The sequence below is a fragment of the Aquimarina sp. EL_43 genome (assembly GCF_943422735.1).
GTDB lineage: Bacteria > Bacteroidota > Bacteroidia > Flavobacteriales > Flavobacteriaceae > Aquimarina > Aquimarina megaterium.
In genome coordinates, this window is record NZ_CALSBR010000001.1 from 2,749,833 (window position 1) to 2,768,640 (window position 18,808).

Sequence of the window (18,808 nt, forward strand, 5' to 3'; positions counted from 1 at the left end):
AATTATCCCAGGTCATAGCACCATTTTTATATGATAATACTATTAAAATTTCGATTTTATGGATAATTCAACCAACCAAACCATAAAGCGTTTTAAACAAATTCGCGAGGAAAACCATTATACCCAATCTGATTTTGCCAAGGTTTTACAGATTAAAAATTCTACAGCAGATATAGAAAGGGGTAAGACCAAGATTTCGGGAAAAGTTGTAGCCAGATTATTACAGGAATTTAATGTTAATCCCTTGTGGTTATTTGGAGAGAGTACCCAAAAGAAAATACAATTACACCTGGGAGATGTATCTCCAAAAGTAGTAACTATAGATTCTCAGAATAACGAGAATATAGTTTTGGTAAATGTAAAAGCTGCAGCTGGATACCCTCATAATGTTCAGGATTTAGACTGGTATCAACAACTACCTGCATTTGATATTCCTTTACCAGAATATCGAAATGCTACATACCGGGGTTTTCAGGTAGAAGGAGATAGTATGTTACCATTACTAGAACCCAAAGAATGGGTGATTGGTAAAGCTGTAAATAATCTTTCTGAAGTGAGCAATAATACAATTTGTGTAATTGTTTTGGAAGATAGTGTTGTGGTAAAGAAAATTAGAAAAAATGCAGATGCTTCTATAATAACACTAATCTCTTTAAATTCTGAATACTTACCATATACGATTCAAACACATCAAATAGTTGAGCTTTGGGAGATAAATAGCAAATTAAGTTTTAATATTGATGCTAATTCTGATACCGCCAGTATGAAACAATTGCAAGAAGCGATGCAGGTATTAACTTCTGAGGTGAGAAGTTTGAAACATTAGTTTATGAATCCGGATTCTTGTGCATGTTTAATAGCTTCATCATAAGAGTGAACAAGTAGAATAGGAGAGATTGTAAAAGAATGTATGATCTTTTTAATTCGCTTTTCTTTTCGACGATGTTTTACGTTTCTTAAATAAATAGCCAAAATACGACCTGGATATTGCTCTGCTATTTTGGTATAAATATCGGCATCTTTTTCTCCGCTATCTCCTATAAGAATAAATTTAAAATGTGGATACATCGTTAAAAGATTTACAATTTCGGACTGTTTATGCGGAACTTTAGGTTTTGGGGTTTTGTCAAATGGAGTTCTAAAATCTCTAAGTAAAATTGGGCCTTTTGGAAAATGATGCTTATTAAAAAATGCACTTAAATAATCATATAAATTCCATGGACTATTACTTACATAAAAAAAAGGATTAACAGGTGATCCTTTTGTGCCCAGATGTAATTTTTTACAAAATTTTACCGTGCCTTCTATTGCAGTTCTCTTGTCAAAGTTTTTGAAAAGTGTATTCGCAATAACTCTCCATTTAAATAGTGAAGCAACACCTGTATGTATGATAGTGTCATCAATATCACTTATAATTGCAAATTCTGCTTGATCTGATGGTACAAGCATTTGGCTTTTAAATATATTTTTGTTGCTTATTTCTTTATGTGTACTTTCTTTTTTGTAAGATACGCTATATGCAATCCAACCGTTTTCATCTATATGGTTAGAAAGTGCGGGAATATCAAGTTCTAGATTATAATACCCTTCGAGATCAGTACGAGTTTCTATGACTTGTCCATCGGGTAATTTTAGTGTTATCTCGATATTTCTAATTTCATCACTTTCGAGCTGCCTATAGATATTTCGTAACGTTTTAAATATACTTTGATTTGTACTAAAATCAATATTTTCATCTTCGAGAGCTCTTCCTGTTGCACGAAAAATAGAATTTGTGCCATAACCAAGGTAAGTATTGATACGTAAAGCTTTTTTCTTAAACATGAAAAATATAAATTTTAATAATTTGTATAGTTACGTTTGATGCAATTTTATGTATTAGTCGTATTTATTTAATTTTTTTCAAAAAAAAATCATTTATGTCCTTTTTGGAAATCAATATTTTACCATTTATAGCGTATCCATTCTTTTGATGAAATTTTTTCATTCTGAAAATCAAACATACCTATGATACTTTTTTTATTGTACGCTATAGATATCATAAAAATAAAGAACCTCGCCCAAAGAGCGAGGTTGTCTTATATATTAATTTTAAGAATCTTACTTTATAGAAGCTTTAATTGCTTCAATTTCAGCTTTTACTTCGGCTTCTGATCCTTTTAATTTTTTTACATCATGTTTCACTTTTCCTTTTTCAGAAGTTTCTATGGTAACAATAGCAGTTGCTAATTCGCCTTCCATTTTCATACGAACTTCAATTTTCTTTTCAGAATCGTTATTTGCCGATTGTATCACTTCAATATTGTTAGATGCAACAGCAGTTTCAGAAGTATGTCCACCTAAAATAGGAGCGATTACAAGACCTACCAAACAGGTAAGCTTAATTAAGATATTCATAGATGGTCCAGATGTATCTTTAAAAGGATCTCCTACAGTATCACCAGTTACTGCAGCTTTATGAGCGTCAGAACCTTTGTACGTCATTTCTCCATTAATTTCTACACCTGCTTCAAATGATTTTTTAGCATTATCCCAGGCACCACCAGCGTTATTTTGAAAGATTGCCCACATTACGCCCGATACGCAAACACCAGCCATATATCCACCTAGTGGCTCTGCTCCAAAGATTAATCCTATAATGATAGGAGTAATGATGGTAATTAATCCTGGTAAGATCATCTCTTTTAAAGCGGCTTTGGTAGAAATATCTACACATTTTGCATATTCTGGAGTTCCAGTTCCTTCCATAATACCAGGAATTTCTCTAAACTGGCGACGTACTTCATGTACCATTTCCATAGCGGCTTTTCCAACAGATTGCATAGCTAATGCTGAAAAGATTACTGGTATCATTCCACCAACAAATAACATGGCTAATACATCGGCTTTAAAAATATTAATACCGTTAATTCCTGTAAAAGTAACGTAAGCAGCAAATAGTGCTAATGCTGTTAAAGCAGCAGAAGCAATTGCAAACCCTTTACCAACTGCTGCAGTTGTATTTCCTACAGAATCCAGAATATCTGTACGTTCTCTAACTTCAGGATCTAATTCACTCATTTCTGCAACACCACCCGCATTATCGGCAATAGGTCCGAAAGCATCAATTGCTAACTGCATTGCTGTTGTGGCCATCATCGCAGAAGCAGCTAGAGCTACGCCGTAAAACCCTGCTAATGCGTATGAACCATAAATTGCAGCAGCAAATAAGATTACAGATAAAAATGTAGATTTCATTCCTACAGCCAAACCTGCAATAATATTGGTTCCTGCTCCTGTAGAACTATTTTGTACAATATTTAATACTGGTTTTTTACCTAAACTGGTGTAAAATGATGTTACCATAGAGATCAAAGCACCTACTGCAAGACCTATAATTGTAGCGTAGAATACATTTATCGATGGAATTTCTTTCATTCCTTCTCCAAAAAAGCTCATCTGCATCGTTTTTGGTAGCATCCAATCGATTAAGAAGTAACTAGCAATCAATGTTAAAATAATAGCTGCCCAGTTTCCTACATCTAAAGCTTTTTGTACTTGTGCTTCTTTAGCATCGTTATTTTTAATACCTACTAAGAATGTTCCTATAATTGATGCCAAAATACCAACTCCGGCAATAACTATTGGGAGTAAAATTGGTCCCATGTTACTAAAAGCATCAGAAAATTGCGTAGTAGTAGACATATCTCTTATTACATAGTTTCCTAGTACCATTGCTGCAAGAACAGTAGCTACATATGATCCAAAAAGATCGGCTCCCATACCTGCAACATCCCCAACATTATCTCCTACGTTATCTGCAATTGTTGCAGGGTTACGCGGATCATCTTCTGGGATACCAGCTTCTACTTTACCAACTAAATCTGCTCCAACATCGGCTGCTTTGGTATAAATTCCCCCTCCAACACGTGCAAAAAGTGCAATAGATTCAGCACCAAGTGAAAACCCGGCTAATGCCTCTAATACAACTGTCATGTTATCATAAAAGGAACCTTCACCACCCATAAACTGACCAGTGAAAAACATAAAGAATAAACTTAAGCCTAATACTGCTAGTCCTGCAACACCAAGGCCCATTACTGTTCCTCCACCAAAAGATACTTTTAATGCCTGCGGAAGGCTTGTTTTTGCTGCTTCTGCAGTTCTTGCATTGGCATCTGTAGCTATACGCATACCGATATTACCGGCTAGTGCCGAAAATATGGCCCCAATAACAAAGGCAGGTACAATCATCCAACTAGTAGTGTCTACAAGCATTGAAATACCAAACAGCGCTACTGAAGCTATAACAACAAAAATTACTAATAATCTATATTCTGCCGCAAGGAATGCTAAGGCTCCTTCTTTAATACTTTTAGAAATTTCCTGCATTTTTTCATTTCCAGGAGCTTGTTTTTTTACCCAAGCCATTTTAATAAACATAAAAAGTAAGCCTAGAATTGCCAATGCAATTGGCACAAAAATCATATTTGATTCCATTAAATATATTTTAAGTTAATTAGTCGTTTTAAGTCAATTAGTCGCTAAAAGTAGTAAAAATACCCTAAATACGAAAGATAGTTAGAGGGCAATAATTTTAAATAATCGATTGTGCGATAATGAAAAAAACTACTGTTTTTGGGGAGTAAATTATGATAATACTACCTTATATTGTGTAAGTTTTAAAAAAATAGGAAGATATATGTTTTTATATTTTTACAGAACTGCCTTTCTGATAGTGTTTTACAGTTTGTTTTTTACAGGTTATACAAATGCTCAATATGCATTTGAGGACTATTCTGCTCCGTCCTATAAAATATATAATAAGTGGGAAGAATATAATAGAATGGATACTAAAGGAACCTATGATTGTACCTTGTCGATAGACCAGTTTTTTGATAATAAAGATAACTTAACTATTCAATTAACTTGGTTTGTTGATCAAATCGATTTTGGTTTGATTCGTATTTTTCGAAATAAGAGAGAGATTCAAAAAATAAAACAACCAGGTTCATTTTCTCCTTTAACAATGAAAGGAGGACTTGTTTTGGTGTCAGATATAAATGGTGATGGATATAAAGATATAAAATTAATACAGCAAGGTACAGGAAATGGAGTGATGGGTATGCTGGTTAAAGTCTTGTATTTATTTCAAAAAAGTGATATGTTATTTCAAAAAATATCTTTTGACGATATGACATTTGAAAGACACAGATCAGAAAGAGATGTTGATAATGACGGTAATTACGAAATCATAACAATGAACCTGGAACAATTTAATGGACATAGTTATTGGGCCTTTAATGTTTTTGAATATGCCAATGGAAATTTAAGAAATGTAAATGATAAAGTAGGATATCCAATGGTTGTTCAATATACATACAAAAGGAATTATAAAATTACTCAGCATATGAGTACGCTTCAAATGAAAAAGTATAAAAGAGAGTTTCCTTCTGGGTATGATGTAAAATAAAAAGCATGATGTTTCTGTAAAGAAAACATCATGCTTTTTATTACCCTTAGAATTGATATTTAGGAAATACTAAATAATCCTTTTGGTTTATTTTCTAGTTCATCAAAACGCTTAACGCAGGCTTTGATAATTTCTTTAGCCTCATCGATATTACCCCATCCTCCGACATCAACTTTTTTCTCTTCCAGATCTTTATATACCTGAAAAAAGTGCTCTATTTCTTTTATTAAATGAGGATTCATTTCTTTTAAATCTGCCAGTCGACTAGCTATAGGGTCGGAAACGGGGACACAGATGATTTTTTCATCAGGACCTTTTTCATCGGTCATATGAAAAACACCAATAGGTTTTACTTCTATTACACAACCAGGAAATGTTGGCTCTGTAACCAATACTAAAACATCCAGAGGGTCTCCGTCTAAAGCTAAAGTTTCGGGGATAAATCCATAATCTGCAGGATACATCATAGAGGAAAAGATCATACGGTCATATCTGATTTTTTTTATATCAAAATCATACTCGTATTTGTTTCTACTTCCTTTTGGTATTTCAATTAGTACGTCAAAGCTTTCTTTAGTAGCTGCGCTCATAATTACATTCTCTTTTTAATGGGCGGCAAATATAGGTATTACAAGGGGTTAGTTAAAATTTATAAAGAAAAATTATTGCTTTTTTAGTTAAATCTTAAAATTGTGATAACCTAAAAGGTTTTTAGATAAAAATACACGCTAACAATACAGAAAAATATAATGATTCTATGATGTAATCCAAGGTTTAAAACTGCGCTGTAATAAATTCTTTAGAAATAAAACCCAAAAGATCCGGTAACTCCAAATTTACGAGCATCAGGATTGTCAAAATAATTTCCTCTAAAATGAAAATCTATTCTGAAAACTTTAAAAATATTCCCTACACCCAAACTATATTCCCAATAAACTTCGTCGTTAGGAGCTCCTACAGATTGTAAAAAGCCTGAAGCATCGATTGCGATATTTTCATCAGATAACTCTCCCCAAACACCTCTTATACCAACTAACTCTCTAAGATTAAGTTTTCTTAGTAGTGGTATTCTAGAAAATATTCTACCGTTAAAATTATGTTCTAAGTGAAGAGAAGTATAGGTATCTGTAACAAATTCATAATAGTTTAATAGCGGAAAAGTATTATATATAGAAAGATAAGTTTGATTTCCCGGGATAACACTTAATAGGCCTAGTGGGACTTCGCCAAATGTTTTTCCGACTTCTAATGAGCTGTTTAATACACCGAAACCTCCAATGTTCCATGGTTGTCGATAGAAAAATTGTAGTTTTTGATACTCAAAATCACTTTCGATCAAGCCTTTTACACCAACACTGTAGTTTAGGAATAAAGTCGAGAAATCACCATCATTTACAACAATTCTATCTACACCATAACCAGTAGTTTTCCTACCTGGTGTATATGTAATTTGCGTTGCTATTTCGGTTTGTTTGATTTGAGTTCGCAATTCATTGGTTTCGGGATCAAGAAAATCTAAGCTAAATAAAGTAGGGTCTGCCGGTTTTAAGGTTCTGTAGGACCCTGTTATTCCTACTGTTAGATTTTTCTTAGGCTCTATTTGCATAGAAAATGCAGACAGATTAATAGATGTAAGCCTATCATTATCTCCGGTAGCGATAACAGAGGAGGAGGCTAGACTTCTTCCTTCAACATTATTAGTATTGGTTAGACTGGCACCAAGTTGCTCTACATCTCGTCGGTTTCCTGCAGCTACGATAAGTCTTGATTTTCGATCCACAAGATATTTTCCCGAAATTCCATATTTAAACTTATTGTCTTTAAAACCATAAGCGCCATAACCTTCTATACGCCATCGATCATTAGCAGTAAAATATGTTCTACCACCGGCTCTAAGCCTAAATCCTTCAATATCATTAAATCCAATGGTATTAAAAAGAGGACCAAAATCAAAACCATTAAACTCTACATATCCCGAAGCTAATATGGTTCCTATATTATAGAGTCGTTTAAAAGCTTTTACTGTCTTAAGGGTATCGAGCAGTTTGTATACTTTTTGTTCATCCTTATTCAGTTTTTCCATTCTGGCATTAGCCCAGAAAGAATCCTCTCTGTTATAGATATCCTGGTCATATGGATCTACCTGACTTTGATAGAATTTTTTATCTTTTTTTATGTCAAATTTATAATTGTCATATAAAGTTGTTCTTTTACCATATACTCCGCGTGATTTTTCTTTCTTACTAAAAGCAAAATCAGACTGAAAATAATCTTTGGTAATTAGAAAAATAGAATCATTTAATACATCGAACTCTTGTTCGATATATAAATCTTTTACCCAGTTAATATTGGCACTCTTTGTAACTTCCAGATTTATTTCTTTAATGGCCCAGGTTGTATCATTAACCCAAAAATCTCCTTTAAAAGTCAACTCATTTTTTCTTCTGGGATAATATATAATGTTATAACACCATTTATTATCTATATATGCGCTATCTGTTAAGACATAGTTATATACACTAATTCCTGTTCGAGATAATGGACTGGTAAAGCTTTTGTCAAAGAATTTTAGATAATTTTCATAAACATCGTAGTCAGAGTACAGGTCTTTAACAAATGCAATTAAAGTTTGATTATCACTAAAACCAGCATTTTTATTTCCTGCCAGCACTTCTTTCTCTTCATTAATTACATTATCACCATACACTTTAGAAAGTGCTTCATTAAGAAAAATAGGTAAATAGGTTTTTCCGGTTATTCTTGATGTATCTACATCATCAAAAATAAATTCCATGCCGTTAAAAATCCTGCTATTAACCAAAGCACTATCAATCGTATTAAGGTCAAATTCTAATTTTTCATATTTATCATAGGTGTATTGCTTAAACTTTTTAACTCCATTTTCCCGTCGGTTTTTCCAGATTTTTCTTAGAATATCGATCGCAGGATTATTTTTTTTAGAAGTTTTTCCTTTATAGATAACAACTTCATCCAATGCAGCGGCTTCCTCTTCGAGGGTGATTTCCATCTTATAGGTAACCCGTTTGGTTAGCTTTATAGTTTTGGTTTTAAAACCAATAAATGAAACTTTAACATTAGAATAATTGTTGTCAGATTCCATATAGAACCTACCGTTTTCATCGGTTATAGTACCTATTGTAGAATTTGCAAATACAATATTAGCAAAAGGAACAGGTTGCTTATTGCTATCATAAACCTGGCCACCAATTTTAGTTTGTGAATAAAGAAATGTACAACTCAATAAAGTAAAAAGTATTCCTAAAATCAAATGTCTCATCTAATACTATATAAGATTAATACTTGCAATAATTAGTGGATCACCTCAATTTTTGGGCCATTTTTATATTTGGTGATGTTCCGAAAACTGATGAAACGCAAAATAAAGGAGTTCATTTTATTTATACATCACTTTTTTAACAGCTTTAACAACATCTTTACTATTAGGTAACCATTCTTCTAATAGTTGTGGAGAATATGGAGTTGGTGTATCTGCGGTATTGATTTTTATGATAGGTGCATCCAGATAGTCGAAAATATTAGATTGTACCTGATATGTGATTTCTGAAGAAATATTAGCTAAAGGCCAGGCTTCCTCAAGAATAATTAATCGATTTGTTTTTTTAACAGAAGTAAATATAGCGTCAAGATCTAAAGGACGTACAGTTCTTAAATCTATAATCTCACAAGAAATATTTTCTTTAGCGAGTTCATCAGCTGCCTTATACGCTTCTTTAATAATTTTTCCAAATGAAACAATAGTAACGTCGTTACCTTCTCTCTTTGTTTCTGCTACCCCAAGAGGAATGGTAAACTCACCTTCTGGTACCTCACCTTTATCGCCATACATTTGCTCACTTTCCATAAAGATAACAGGATCGTTATCTCTAATAGCAGATTTTAATAATCCTTTTGCATCTTTTGGATTTGAAGGAACCACTACTTTTAATCCTGGTGTGTTGGCAAACCAATTTTCAAAAGCTTGTGAATGTGTAGCTCCCAATTGACCTGCAGAAGCAGTAGGGCCTCTAAAAACAATAGGGATATTAAATTGACCACCACTCATTTGGCGCATTTTTGCAGCGTTGTTAATGATCTGGTCTATTCCTACCAACGAAAAATTAAACGTCATGAATTCGATAATGGGTCTATTGCCATTCATAGCACTACCAACACCGATACCTGCAAAACCCAACTCAGAGATAGGAGTATCAAGAACCCGGTCCGGACCAAACTCGTCCAGCATGCCTTTACTTGCTTTATACGCTCCGTTATATTCTGCAACCTCTTCACCCATTAAATATATGGATTCATCTCGTCGCATTTCTTCAGTCATTGCTTCGCAAATCGCTTCTCTGAATTGTATGGTCTTCATGTGCTTGTTTTTATTATTTTTAGTCGACACCGTTTATTTTTAGAATTAAAATGATTAGTAAATGTAATCGTAATAATCATTTTAACTATTCTGATTTTATTTGAAAAAAATATTTTGTGCCATAACGAAGGCAAAAGTAGCAATTAAAACCCTTTGATAGGGGGAGAATATTGAAAAAATTTATTATGCACGCATAGTAAATTATACTTTTTATTTGTACCTTCGCCTTTATTATTAAATTCTCAAAAAATACATATATAAAATGAAGATATTAGTTTGTATTAGCCATGTGCCAGACACAACTTCCAAAATTAATTTTACGGATGGAGATACTAAGTTTGATACCAATGGAGTGCAATTTGTAATTAATCCTAATGATGAGTTTGGGTTAACTCGCGCAATGTGGTTTAAAGAAAAGCAAGGAGCATCTGTAGATGTTGCAAATGTTGGTGGTCCCGAGACAGAACCTACTTTGCGTAAGGCCTTGGCGATTGGTGCAGATAATGCAATTAGAGTAAATACCGAAGCTACAGATGGTTTTTATGTTGCTCGACAATTAGCAAAAGTTATTCAGGATGGTGGTTATGATCTTGTTATTGCTGGTAGAGAGTCTATTGACTATAATGGTGGTATGGTGCCAGGAATGATTTCTGCTCTTACAGGTGCTAATTTTGTAAATACATGCATCGGTTTAGAAGTCGAAGGAGATACAGCAACAGTGATACGCGAAATTGATGGAGGGAAAGAAACTTCTACGGCTAAATTACCTTTAATTGTTGGAGGACAAAAAGGATTAGTAGAAGAAAGTGATTTACGTATTCCGAATATGCGAGGAATTATGATGGCTCGTAAAAAACCACTTACTGTAGTAGAACCAATTGAAGCAAATCAGGAAACAAAGGCTGTTCAGTTTCAAAAACCAACTCCAAAAGGAGAAGTAACATTGGTAGATCCGGATAATGTGGATCAATTGGTTGCATTATTGCATAACGAGGCTAAGGTGATTTAATTGAAAACTAAATCATTCTGAACTCTTTTAAAAAATTAACAAAACAATCAAACAGTTCCTGAAAACATGTTCAGGAAAAATTAAACAAAATTTTTATGTCAATTTTAGTATATACAGAAAGTGAAGGCCAAAAATTTAAAAAAGCCGCTTTCGAAGTAGTATCTTATGCAAAAGAAGTTGCTGCTATGCTTGGTACAACGGTAACCGCTGTAAGTATTAATGGAGGAGATAGTAGTGAATTAGGAGCGTATGGAGTAGATAAAGTTTTAGAGATAAAAAATGATAAACTATCTACATTTAATGCAAAAGCATATGCAGATGCAATAAAACAAGCAGCAGTACAAGAAGGCGCAAAAGTTGTTGTGGTGAGTTCTACAGCAGATAGTAAATTTTTGGCACCTTTGTTAGCAGTACATCTTAATGCAGGATATGCATCTAATGTTGTAGGGTTACCAGAGAGTACTTCTCCTTTTAAAGTAAAACGTACTGCATTTACCAATAAAGCATTTAATGTTACAGAAATACCAACAGATGTTAAAGTAATTGGTTTGTCTAATAATGCTTTTGGTCTTAAAGAAAATGCTGGATCTGCAGCTTCTGAAGCTTTTGAACCATCACTTTCTGATGATGATTTTGGAGTACAGGTGACCGCCGTAGATAAAGCTACAGATAAAGTTTCTATTGCAGATGCAGAAATTGTAGTGTCAGGCGGGCGTGGGTTAAAAGGCCCCGAAAATTGGGGGATGATAGAAGAGCTTGCAGATGTGCTTGGTGCAGCTACAGCATGTTCAAAACCAGTAAGTGATATGGGATGGAGACCTCATAGTGAACACGTAGGGCAAACCGGAAAACCAGTTGCATCTAATTTATATATTGCTGTTGGAGTTTCTGGAGCTATTCAACACTTGGCAGGAATTAATGCCAGTAAAGTAAAAGTGGTAATTAATAATGATCCTGAGGCCCCTTTCTTTAAAGCTGCAGACTACGGAATAGTGGGAGATGCTTTTGAAGTAGTACCAAAACTTATTGAAAAATTAAAAGAATTTAAGTCGAATAACGCATAATTTTCATAAATTGTGCCCAATTAGGGGCTGTTTGAACCTACGTAAAAGTCCGCATGTTCAAACAGCCTTTTTTTATTGAGAGCAATATGAGTTTAGTTCGACTGAACATAAAAGGAATATCATACAGTCAAACCCAAAATGGCGCTTATGCGCTAATTTTAAGTGAGGTGGATGGAGAAAGAAAGTTACCAATTGTTATAGGTGCTTTTGAGGCACAATCTATAGCTATTGCTTTAGAAAAGGAAATCAAACCACCTAGACCACTTACCCATGATCTTTTTAAGAATTTTGCAGATCGGTTTGATATTATAGTAAAGCAAGTAATCATTCATAAACTGGTAGACGGTGTCTTTTATTCCAGTGTTATTTGTGAACGCGATAAAATTGAAGAAATTATAGATGCCAGAACAAGCGATGCAATTGCATTGGCACTACGATTTCAAGCTCCTATATTTACCTACAAAAATATTTTGGATCAGGCTGGTATATATCTTAAAGTAAATCCTAAAAAGGATGAGGAGATCGATCCCGAAAATCTTTTAGTAGATGAATTGGTTTCTGATGATGTTGAAATGGTAGGTAAAGAAACAAGTTATAAAGACTTATCTATTGAAGAACTCAATCGAATGCTTGATCAGGCAGTTACTAATGAAGACTATGAATTAGCAGCAAGGATTCGCGATGAAATTTCTAAACGAGGCTAATTTATATGTTAGGGTTAAAGATCTAATCTATTTTAAATGAGTTCAATTTATATGAAGAAAGGAGTACTTACTTTTCTATTATCTCTATTTGTTTTCTCTATATTATCAGCACAATCCATAGAAAAAAAATGGATTTTAGAAGAAGTTAATGGAAATACGGAAGAAACTTTTGCTGTTAAAAAAGGAGATTATTTTTCGTTAGAACAAGGCCGGTTTTCATATGCTTTTAATGGTGCTTCAGAAACACTACAAGGAGACTATTTACAGCAAAACAACCTCTTGTTATTATTTCCCGAAACAACTCAGGATTCCCTTATACGATATAGAGTCACTACCTTAACAGATTCTACACTGGTCATTTCAAAAAATAATATTTCATATACTCTTTCTACTCAGAAAAAAACAGAGCAAGTAGCTCCTGTAACAGAAGTTAGTCAACTTATACCCAATCAAGGGTTTTCACTTAATAGTTTATGGAGAGGGGTCTTAGGGATGATTGTTCTTCTGATAATTGCATTTTTATTTAGCAGTAACCGAAAAGCTATTAATTGGAAAACAGTTGGATTAGGTGTTGGATTTCAATTACTAATTGCTATTGGAGTTTTAAAAGTACCGTTTGTTCAAACTGTATTTGAATGGGTTGGAAGCCTATTTGTTAGTGTTTTAGACTTTACTAGAGCAGGAAGTAAATTTCTGTTTGAAGGTTTGGTTATAGATATGGATACCTTTGGTTTTATATTTGCTTTTCAGGTACTACCAACCATTATATTCTTTTCAGCTTTAACTTCCTTATTATTTTATCTAGGTATTATTCAAAAAGTAGTAAAAGGCTTGGCTTGGTTGTTGACCAAAGCACTCAAGATATCCGGAGCAGAAAGTTTAAGTGTTGCTGGTAACATCTTTTTAGGCCAAACAGAAGCACCTCTATTAATTAAAGCATACTTAGAAAAGATGAATAAGTCTGAAATGCTATTAGTTATGATCGGTGGTATGGCAACTGTTGCTGGAGCTGTACTGGCAGCATATATTGGATTTTTAGGAGGAGACGACCCGGTTTTACGATTACAATTTGCAAAACACCTATTAGCAGCATCAGTAATGGCAGCTCCTGGAGCAATTGTTATTTCTAAAATACTATTTCCGCAAACAGAAAAAATTAATACAGATGTGCATGTTTCTTCAGAAAAAATAGGATCTAATATTTTAGACGCTATAGCAAACGGAACAACTGAAGGCTTAAGACTAGCTGTAAATGTTGGTGCTATGTTATTAGTGTTTGTAGCCTTTATTGCTATGCTGAACGGTATATTAAGTTGGGTTGGAGACATCACTTCTGTAAACACTTGGATAGCATCAAAGACAGCTTACCAAAGCTTATCTCTTGAGCTTATTTTGGGTTACATTTTTGCGCCATTAATGTGGATGATTGGAGTCGCCAAAGAAGACATAGCTTTAATGGGGCAATTATTAGGAATTAAATTGGCAGCAAGCGAGTTTGTAGGGTATATACAATTGGCAGATTTAAAAAACCCAGCCAGTGCACTACATTTTACCTATAATAAATCGGTGATTATGGCTACTTACATGTTATGTGGTTTTGCAAACTTTGCTTCAATCGGAATACAAATAGGAGGTATTGGTTCGTTGGCACCTGGTCAACGAAAAACATTGTCTGAATTTGGTATGAAAGCACTGATCGGAGGTACCATAGCATCCCTGTTATCTGCTACAATTGCAGGGATGATAATAGGATAATGGTTTAAATTCATAATGTATTGTTAAAAACTATTGTACAACAATCCTTTAATCAATAAATTAAAGAGTATCTCGTATGCTATTTTTTGTATATTTGGAAAGCACTTTTAACTTTAAAGATTAATATAAACTGTAAGAGAGAATATGAGGCAATATCTTGATCTTGTGAATCATGTAATTGAAAATGGAAATGCAAAAGAAGATCGAACTGGCACAGGTACAAAAAGCGTTTTTGGTTACCAAATGCGTTTTGACCTTAGTGAAGGTTTCCCAATGGTTACTACCAAAAAACTACATCTAAAATCTATAGTCTACGAATTATTATGGTTTTTGAAAGGAGATACTAATATAGGGTATCTTCAGGAGAATGGCGTTCGTATCTGGAACGAATGGGCAGATGATAATGGAGATTTAGGCCCTGTATATGGTCATCAATGGCGTAATTGGGATAATAATGAAATTGACCAAATCAAAGAAATAGTAGAGACGCTTAAAAGCAATCCCGATAGTAGACGTATGTTGGTATCTGCTTGGAACCCAAGTGTTCTGCCAGATACATCAAAGTCTTTTTCAGAAAATGTAGCTAACGGTAAGGCGGCATTACCTCCTTGTCATGCTTTTTTTCAATTTTATGTTGCTAATGGCAAGCTGTCGTGTCAACTATATCAACGTAGTGCAGATATTTTTTTAGGGGTGCCATTTAATATAGCTTCTTATGCCTTGTTTACCATGATGATGGCACAGGTCTGTGGCTATGAAGCAGGTGAGTTTATACATACTTTTGGAGATGCTCATATCTATAATAATCATAAAGAACAACTAGAACTTCAGCTATCTAGAACACCTCGAAAATTACCCAAAATGATAATTAATCCAGAGGTGAAAGATATTTTTGGCTTCGTTTTTGATGATTTCAAGTTAGTAGACTATGATCCGCACTCTCATATAAAGGGAAGGGTTGCAGTTTAAGCCCAAATTTTAAATGAACTACGATGAAAAGAACATTACTTATTTTAACACTTTTGCTTTCGGGAATTTCTTTTTCCCAGGATGCAATAATTTTATCGCAGGAAAATGCGAATGAAAAAGGAATCACACCAATGTGGCCCAAATGTGATCGATCAAGACAAACCCCTACACAATGTTTTGATCAAAAATTGAGAAATCATATTATTCAAAATTTTGAATATCCAGAGATCGCTATGAACGAAGGATTAAGCGGTACAGTAACGGTAGAGTTTATTATAAATAAAAAAGGAAAAGTAGAAGTGCTTGAAGTTACAGGAGCACATAGATACTTACAAAGAGAAGCTATTAGAATTATTAGAGCTATCCCTAAGATGAAACCTGGTAAATGGGGAGAGAAGCCAATAGCTGTCGCTTATACTGTTCCGATTACGTTTAGAAAACCACAGTAATATAGAGGTTGACATTCTAATTTTAACATTGGATTAACCTTGTTATAGGATAAAAAATAATAAAAATCAGTAAATTTGAGTGTATACGTAAGTCGTATACACTCTTTTTTATGATCATTACAGATAATTTAATAACTTCCTTTTTAAGAACCCGATCAGATACCGAAGAAATTTGTGCACCCCTCCAGATAGAAGATTATGTGATCCAACCTATTGTAGATGTTTCTCCTCCAAAATGGCATTTAGGACATACTACCTGGTTTTTTGAAGAATTCATTCTGTCAAAATATGTGTCAGGTTTTAAACGATTTCACCCAGAGTATGCCTATGTTTTTAATAGCTATTACGAAAGTGTAGGAAAACGAGTAATCCGTACCGATAGAGGAAACCTCTCTAGACCAACAGTAAGTGAGGTATATGAATATAGAGACTATATTACTTCGCACTTACAAACTTTTTTAGAAGAAAATGATGATCCAAAAATCAGAGAGTTGGTAGAGATTGGTATTCATCATGAAAAACAACATCAGGAATTATTGATTACCGACATAAAATTTATATTAGGAAATAACCCGTTGTTTCCTAAGTACAACGATACGTTTTCTGAAAATCCCAGTTTTGATGATGATCAAATTCCTGGATATAGTACTGTAGAAGAAGGTATATATGAGATTGGATATGAGGGAAATAAATTTTGTTACGACAATGAACTTGGCAGACATAAAGTATTTCTAAGAGAGTATACCATTGCAAATGCACTTGTAACTAATAAAGAATATCTTGAGTTTATAGAGGATAAAGGATATCAAAATAGTCTGTTATGGCATGCAGAAGCTTGGGATTGGATACATAAAGATAATATCAAAGCTCCATTATATTGGCATAAAATAGATGGACAATACCACCAGTATACCTTACAGGGATTAAAAACAGTGGATTACGCAGCTCCGGTTACTCATATTTCATTCTATGAGGCATTTGCTTTTGCTCAATGGAAAGGAGAGCGATTACCAACCGAGTTTGAGTGGGAGACTGCCCAGTCCCTTTTCAAATGGGGAATTCGATGGGAATGGACAGAAAGTGCATACTCACCTTATCCAAACTACAAAAAAGCTCCCGGAGCATTAGGGGAGTACAACGGAAAATTTATGGTAAATCAAAAAGTGCTACGAGGAGGATCTGTAGCTACACCACGAAACCATACAAGACCAACATATCGTAATTTTTTTCACCCAAACCTTAGATGGCAATTTACAGGATTGCGATTAGTGAAGGATAAATAACTCTATTTTTTTACATGAATTCTAAAGATCAAAAAGTACTGGTTTCTACTTTCGAGAAAGAAGTATGCGAAGGTTTAACTGCGTTTCCAAAATACCTGTCATCCAAATTTTTTTATGACGAAATCGGAGATGAACTCTTTCAGCAGATAATGGCATTGCCAGAATATTATCTTACACGAGCAGAGTATGAAATTTTTGTAACTCATAAATCCGATATTATTCAAAAATTCGATACCAATAAAGATGGTTTTGATTTAATCGAATTAGGGGCAGGAGATGGGAAAAAAACAAAAGTGTTATTACAAGAATTACTAAATCAAAACTACGATTTTACATATAGCCCGATTGATATTAGTGAAAATGCTATTGATGGATTGGTGAAAAACTTAAATCAGGAAATGCCAGAAGTTACTGTGCAAGGACAAATAGGCGAGTATTTTGAAGTCTTAGATCGATTAAAGCATATAAGCGATCGTAAAAAAGTAATCATGGTTCTAGGATCTAATATTGGTAATCTATTGCACGCAAGAGCTATTCAGTTTTTGAAAAAATTATACAATGCAATGCATACTGGTGATTTGCTTTTTATAGGATTTGACCAAAAAAAACATCCCCAGAAAGTTTTAGATGCATATAACGACAAATCAGGAGTAACAGCAGCTTTTAATAAAAATGTTTTAGCAAGAATTAATAAAGAACTTAATGGAAATTTTGATCTGGATAAGTTCATGCACTGGGAGACGTATGATCCCGAAAATGGAACTGCTAAAAGTTATTTGGTGAGCAAAGAAAAACAAACTGTCGATATTGATAGTTTGTCGTTACAAGTTCATTTCGAGGCCTGGGAAAGTATTCATACCGAGATTTCTCAGAAATATGATGATGATATTGTAAAGTGGCTGGCAAAAGAATCGGGTTTGAAAATTGTGAAATCTTTTTCGGATCAGAATAACGATTACAAAGATTATCTAATTACAAAAGAAGAATAAAAAACAAAAAACACCCAGAATATGAAAGCAATTTGGAACGGACAGGTATTAGCAGAAAGTAATGATACTAAAGTGATAGAGAATAATCATTATTTTCCTCCCGAAGCAATAAAAAAAGAATTTTTTAAATCCAGTGACACACATACTAATTGCCCTTGGAAAGGAGTAGCATCGTACTATACAATCGAGGTAGATGGAAAAGAAAATAAAGATGCGGCATGGTATTACCCAAATACTAGTGATCTGGCAAAGCAAATCAAAGGATATGTTGCTTTTTGGAAAGGTGTCGAAATTGTAAGTTAGTATTTATGCCGTTAAAGAATAAATTAGCTTAGAATAACACTGTTAAAAAACAAGAATTTTTCGAATAGGTATTTATAATATTAACCCATTATTATTCAAATTAACAAAATTGCCTTAATCATAAGATTCGTTAATTTCAGTATTATGTATTTGCTATGATTTACGAGATATTTAGCTTTCTTGTTTAGTAATAACCTCTATCAGTATTTCTTTATAAATTTCTCAAAATTACCCTTATACTACTTAAGGAATATGGTTCGTTATCTATATCCATTTATATTTTTTGTTATTCTGGTTAGTCCCTGCGTTAAACTGTTTTGCGCTACAAATTTCAAATAAGGTAAGACGGATAGTAAACAAAAGTATAGCGAATAAAAAGTAACTTCTTTTTTCAGTATACCTTTTTCTAGGTTTGTGTTAAAACGGAATAGTTTGCAT

At 33.7% G+C, this 18,808-nt stretch carries 16 protein-coding genes; 11 read left to right on the top strand and 5 right to left on the bottom strand.

Annotation, left to right across the window (positions count from 1 at the left end; all coding sequences use genetic code 11):
• Window positions 1–58: 58 nt before the first annotated feature.
• Window positions 59–826 carry a LexA family transcriptional regulator gene (locus NNL09_RS11630; RefSeq protein ID WP_196910744.1) on the top strand — a complete coding sequence of 256 codons (768 nt, stop codon included), beginning with the start codon at window positions 59–61 and terminating at the stop codon, window positions 824–826.
• Here the strand turns inward: NNL09_RS11630 and NNL09_RS11635 are convergent.
• Together NNL09_RS11635 and NNL09_RS11640 are read right to left on the bottom strand one after the other, a co-directional pair.
• The gene (locus NNL09_RS11635; RefSeq protein WP_035095860.1) at window positions 823–1,824 is read right to left on the bottom strand and encodes an App1 family protein; all 1,002 of its coding nucleotides are present in this window, start codon (window positions 1,822–1,824) and stop codon (window positions 823–825) included. The genes NNL09_RS11630 and NNL09_RS11635 overlap by 4 nt on opposite strands.
• A gap of 276 nt (window positions 1,825–2,100) precedes the next feature.
• Window positions 2,101–4,479: a sodium-translocating pyrophosphatase gene (locus NNL09_RS11640; protein ID WP_025665175.1), complete on the bottom strand. Its 2,379-nt coding sequence runs from the start codon at window positions 4,477–4,479 to the stop codon at window positions 2,101–2,103.
• Window positions 4,480–4,681: 202 nt separating this feature from the next.
• Between NNL09_RS11640 and NNL09_RS11645 the strand changes: the two genes are divergently transcribed.
• Complete coding sequence (locus NNL09_RS11645; RefSeq protein WP_196910745.1) at window positions 4,682–5,452, top strand: hypothetical protein; 771 nt, start codon at window positions 4,682–4,684, stop codon at window positions 5,450–5,452.
• Between the two features lie 59 nt (window positions 5,453–5,511).
• Here NNL09_RS11645 and NNL09_RS11650 read toward each other — a convergent pair whose 3' ends face one another.
• The 3 genes from NNL09_RS11650 to NNL09_RS11660 form a co-directional block, all read right to left on the bottom strand.
• Complete coding sequence (locus tag NNL09_RS11650) at window positions 5,512–6,042, bottom strand: inorganic diphosphatase (RefSeq protein WP_025665173.1); 531 nt, start codon at window positions 6,040–6,042, stop codon at window positions 5,512–5,514.
• A gap of 209 nt (window positions 6,043–6,251) precedes the next feature.
• Window positions 6,252–8,750, bottom strand: a complete 2,499-nt coding sequence (locus tag NNL09_RS11655; RefSeq protein ID WP_025665172.1) for a DUF5686 and carboxypeptidase-like regulatory domain-containing protein — start codon at window positions 8,748–8,750, stop codon at window positions 6,252–6,254.
• Window positions 8,751–8,867: 117 nt separating this feature from the next.
• On the bottom strand, window positions 8,868–9,875 hold the full coding sequence (locus NNL09_RS11660; protein WP_255409750.1) for a pyruvate dehydrogenase complex E1 component subunit beta: 1,008 nt from the start codon (window positions 9,873–9,875) through the stop codon (window positions 8,868–8,870).
• 232 nt (window positions 9,876–10,107) lie between these two features.
• Here NNL09_RS11660 and NNL09_RS11665 point away from each other — a divergent pair, with 232 nt between their 5' ends.
• The 9 genes from NNL09_RS11665 to NNL09_RS11705 all read left to right on the top strand — a co-directional run bounded on the left by NNL09_RS11665 (window position 10,108) and on the right by NNL09_RS11705 (window position 18,370).
• The gene (locus NNL09_RS11665) at window positions 10,108–10,854 is read left to right on the top strand and encodes an electron transfer flavoprotein subunit beta/FixA family protein (protein ID WP_025665170.1); all 747 of its coding nucleotides are present in this window, start codon (window positions 10,108–10,110) and stop codon (window positions 10,852–10,854) included.
• Between the two features lie 95 nt (window positions 10,855–10,949).
• Window positions 10,950–11,918, top strand: coding sequence for an electron transfer flavoprotein subunit alpha/FixB family protein (locus NNL09_RS11670; protein ID WP_196910746.1), 969 nt, complete (start codon window positions 10,950–10,952; stop codon window positions 11,916–11,918).
• 86 nt (window positions 11,919–12,004) lie between these two features.
• On the top strand, window positions 12,005–12,622 hold the full coding sequence (locus NNL09_RS11675; RefSeq protein WP_025665168.1) for a bifunctional nuclease family protein: 618 nt from the start codon (window positions 12,005–12,007) through the stop codon (window positions 12,620–12,622).
• A 36-nt stretch (window positions 12,623–12,658) separates the two neighbouring features.
• Complete coding sequence (locus NNL09_RS11680) at window positions 12,659–14,377, top strand: NupC/NupG family nucleoside CNT transporter (protein ID WP_370540760.1); 1,719 nt, start codon at window positions 12,659–12,661, stop codon at window positions 14,375–14,377.
• Window positions 14,378–14,521: 144 nt separating this feature from the next.
• Window positions 14,522–15,346: a thymidylate synthase gene (locus NNL09_RS11685; RefSeq protein WP_025665166.1), complete on the top strand. Its 825-nt coding sequence runs from the start codon at window positions 14,522–14,524 to the stop codon at window positions 15,344–15,346.
• A gap of 23 nt (window positions 15,347–15,369) precedes the next feature.
• Complete coding sequence (locus tag NNL09_RS11690; protein ID WP_025665165.1) at window positions 15,370–15,795, top strand: energy transducer TonB; 426 nt, start codon at window positions 15,370–15,372, stop codon at window positions 15,793–15,795.
• A gap of 110 nt (window positions 15,796–15,905) precedes the next feature.
• Window positions 15,906–17,078 (top strand): ergothioneine biosynthesis protein EgtB, encoded by a 1,173-nt coding sequence (gene egtB / locus NNL09_RS11695; protein ID WP_196910747.1) that lies wholly within the window; start codon window positions 15,906–15,908, stop codon window positions 17,076–17,078.
• 14 nt (window positions 17,079–17,092) lie between these two features.
• Window positions 17,093–18,067, top strand: coding sequence for an L-histidine N(alpha)-methyltransferase (gene egtD / locus NNL09_RS11700; RefSeq protein ID WP_025665163.1), 975 nt, complete (start codon window positions 17,093–17,095; stop codon window positions 18,065–18,067).
• A 21-nt stretch (window positions 18,068–18,088) separates the two neighbouring features.
• Window positions 18,089–18,370 carry a DUF427 domain-containing protein gene (locus NNL09_RS11705; protein ID WP_025665162.1) on the top strand — a complete coding sequence of 94 codons (282 nt, stop codon included), beginning with the start codon at window positions 18,089–18,091 and terminating at the stop codon, window positions 18,368–18,370.
• Window positions 18,371–18,808: the final 438 nt, after the last annotated feature.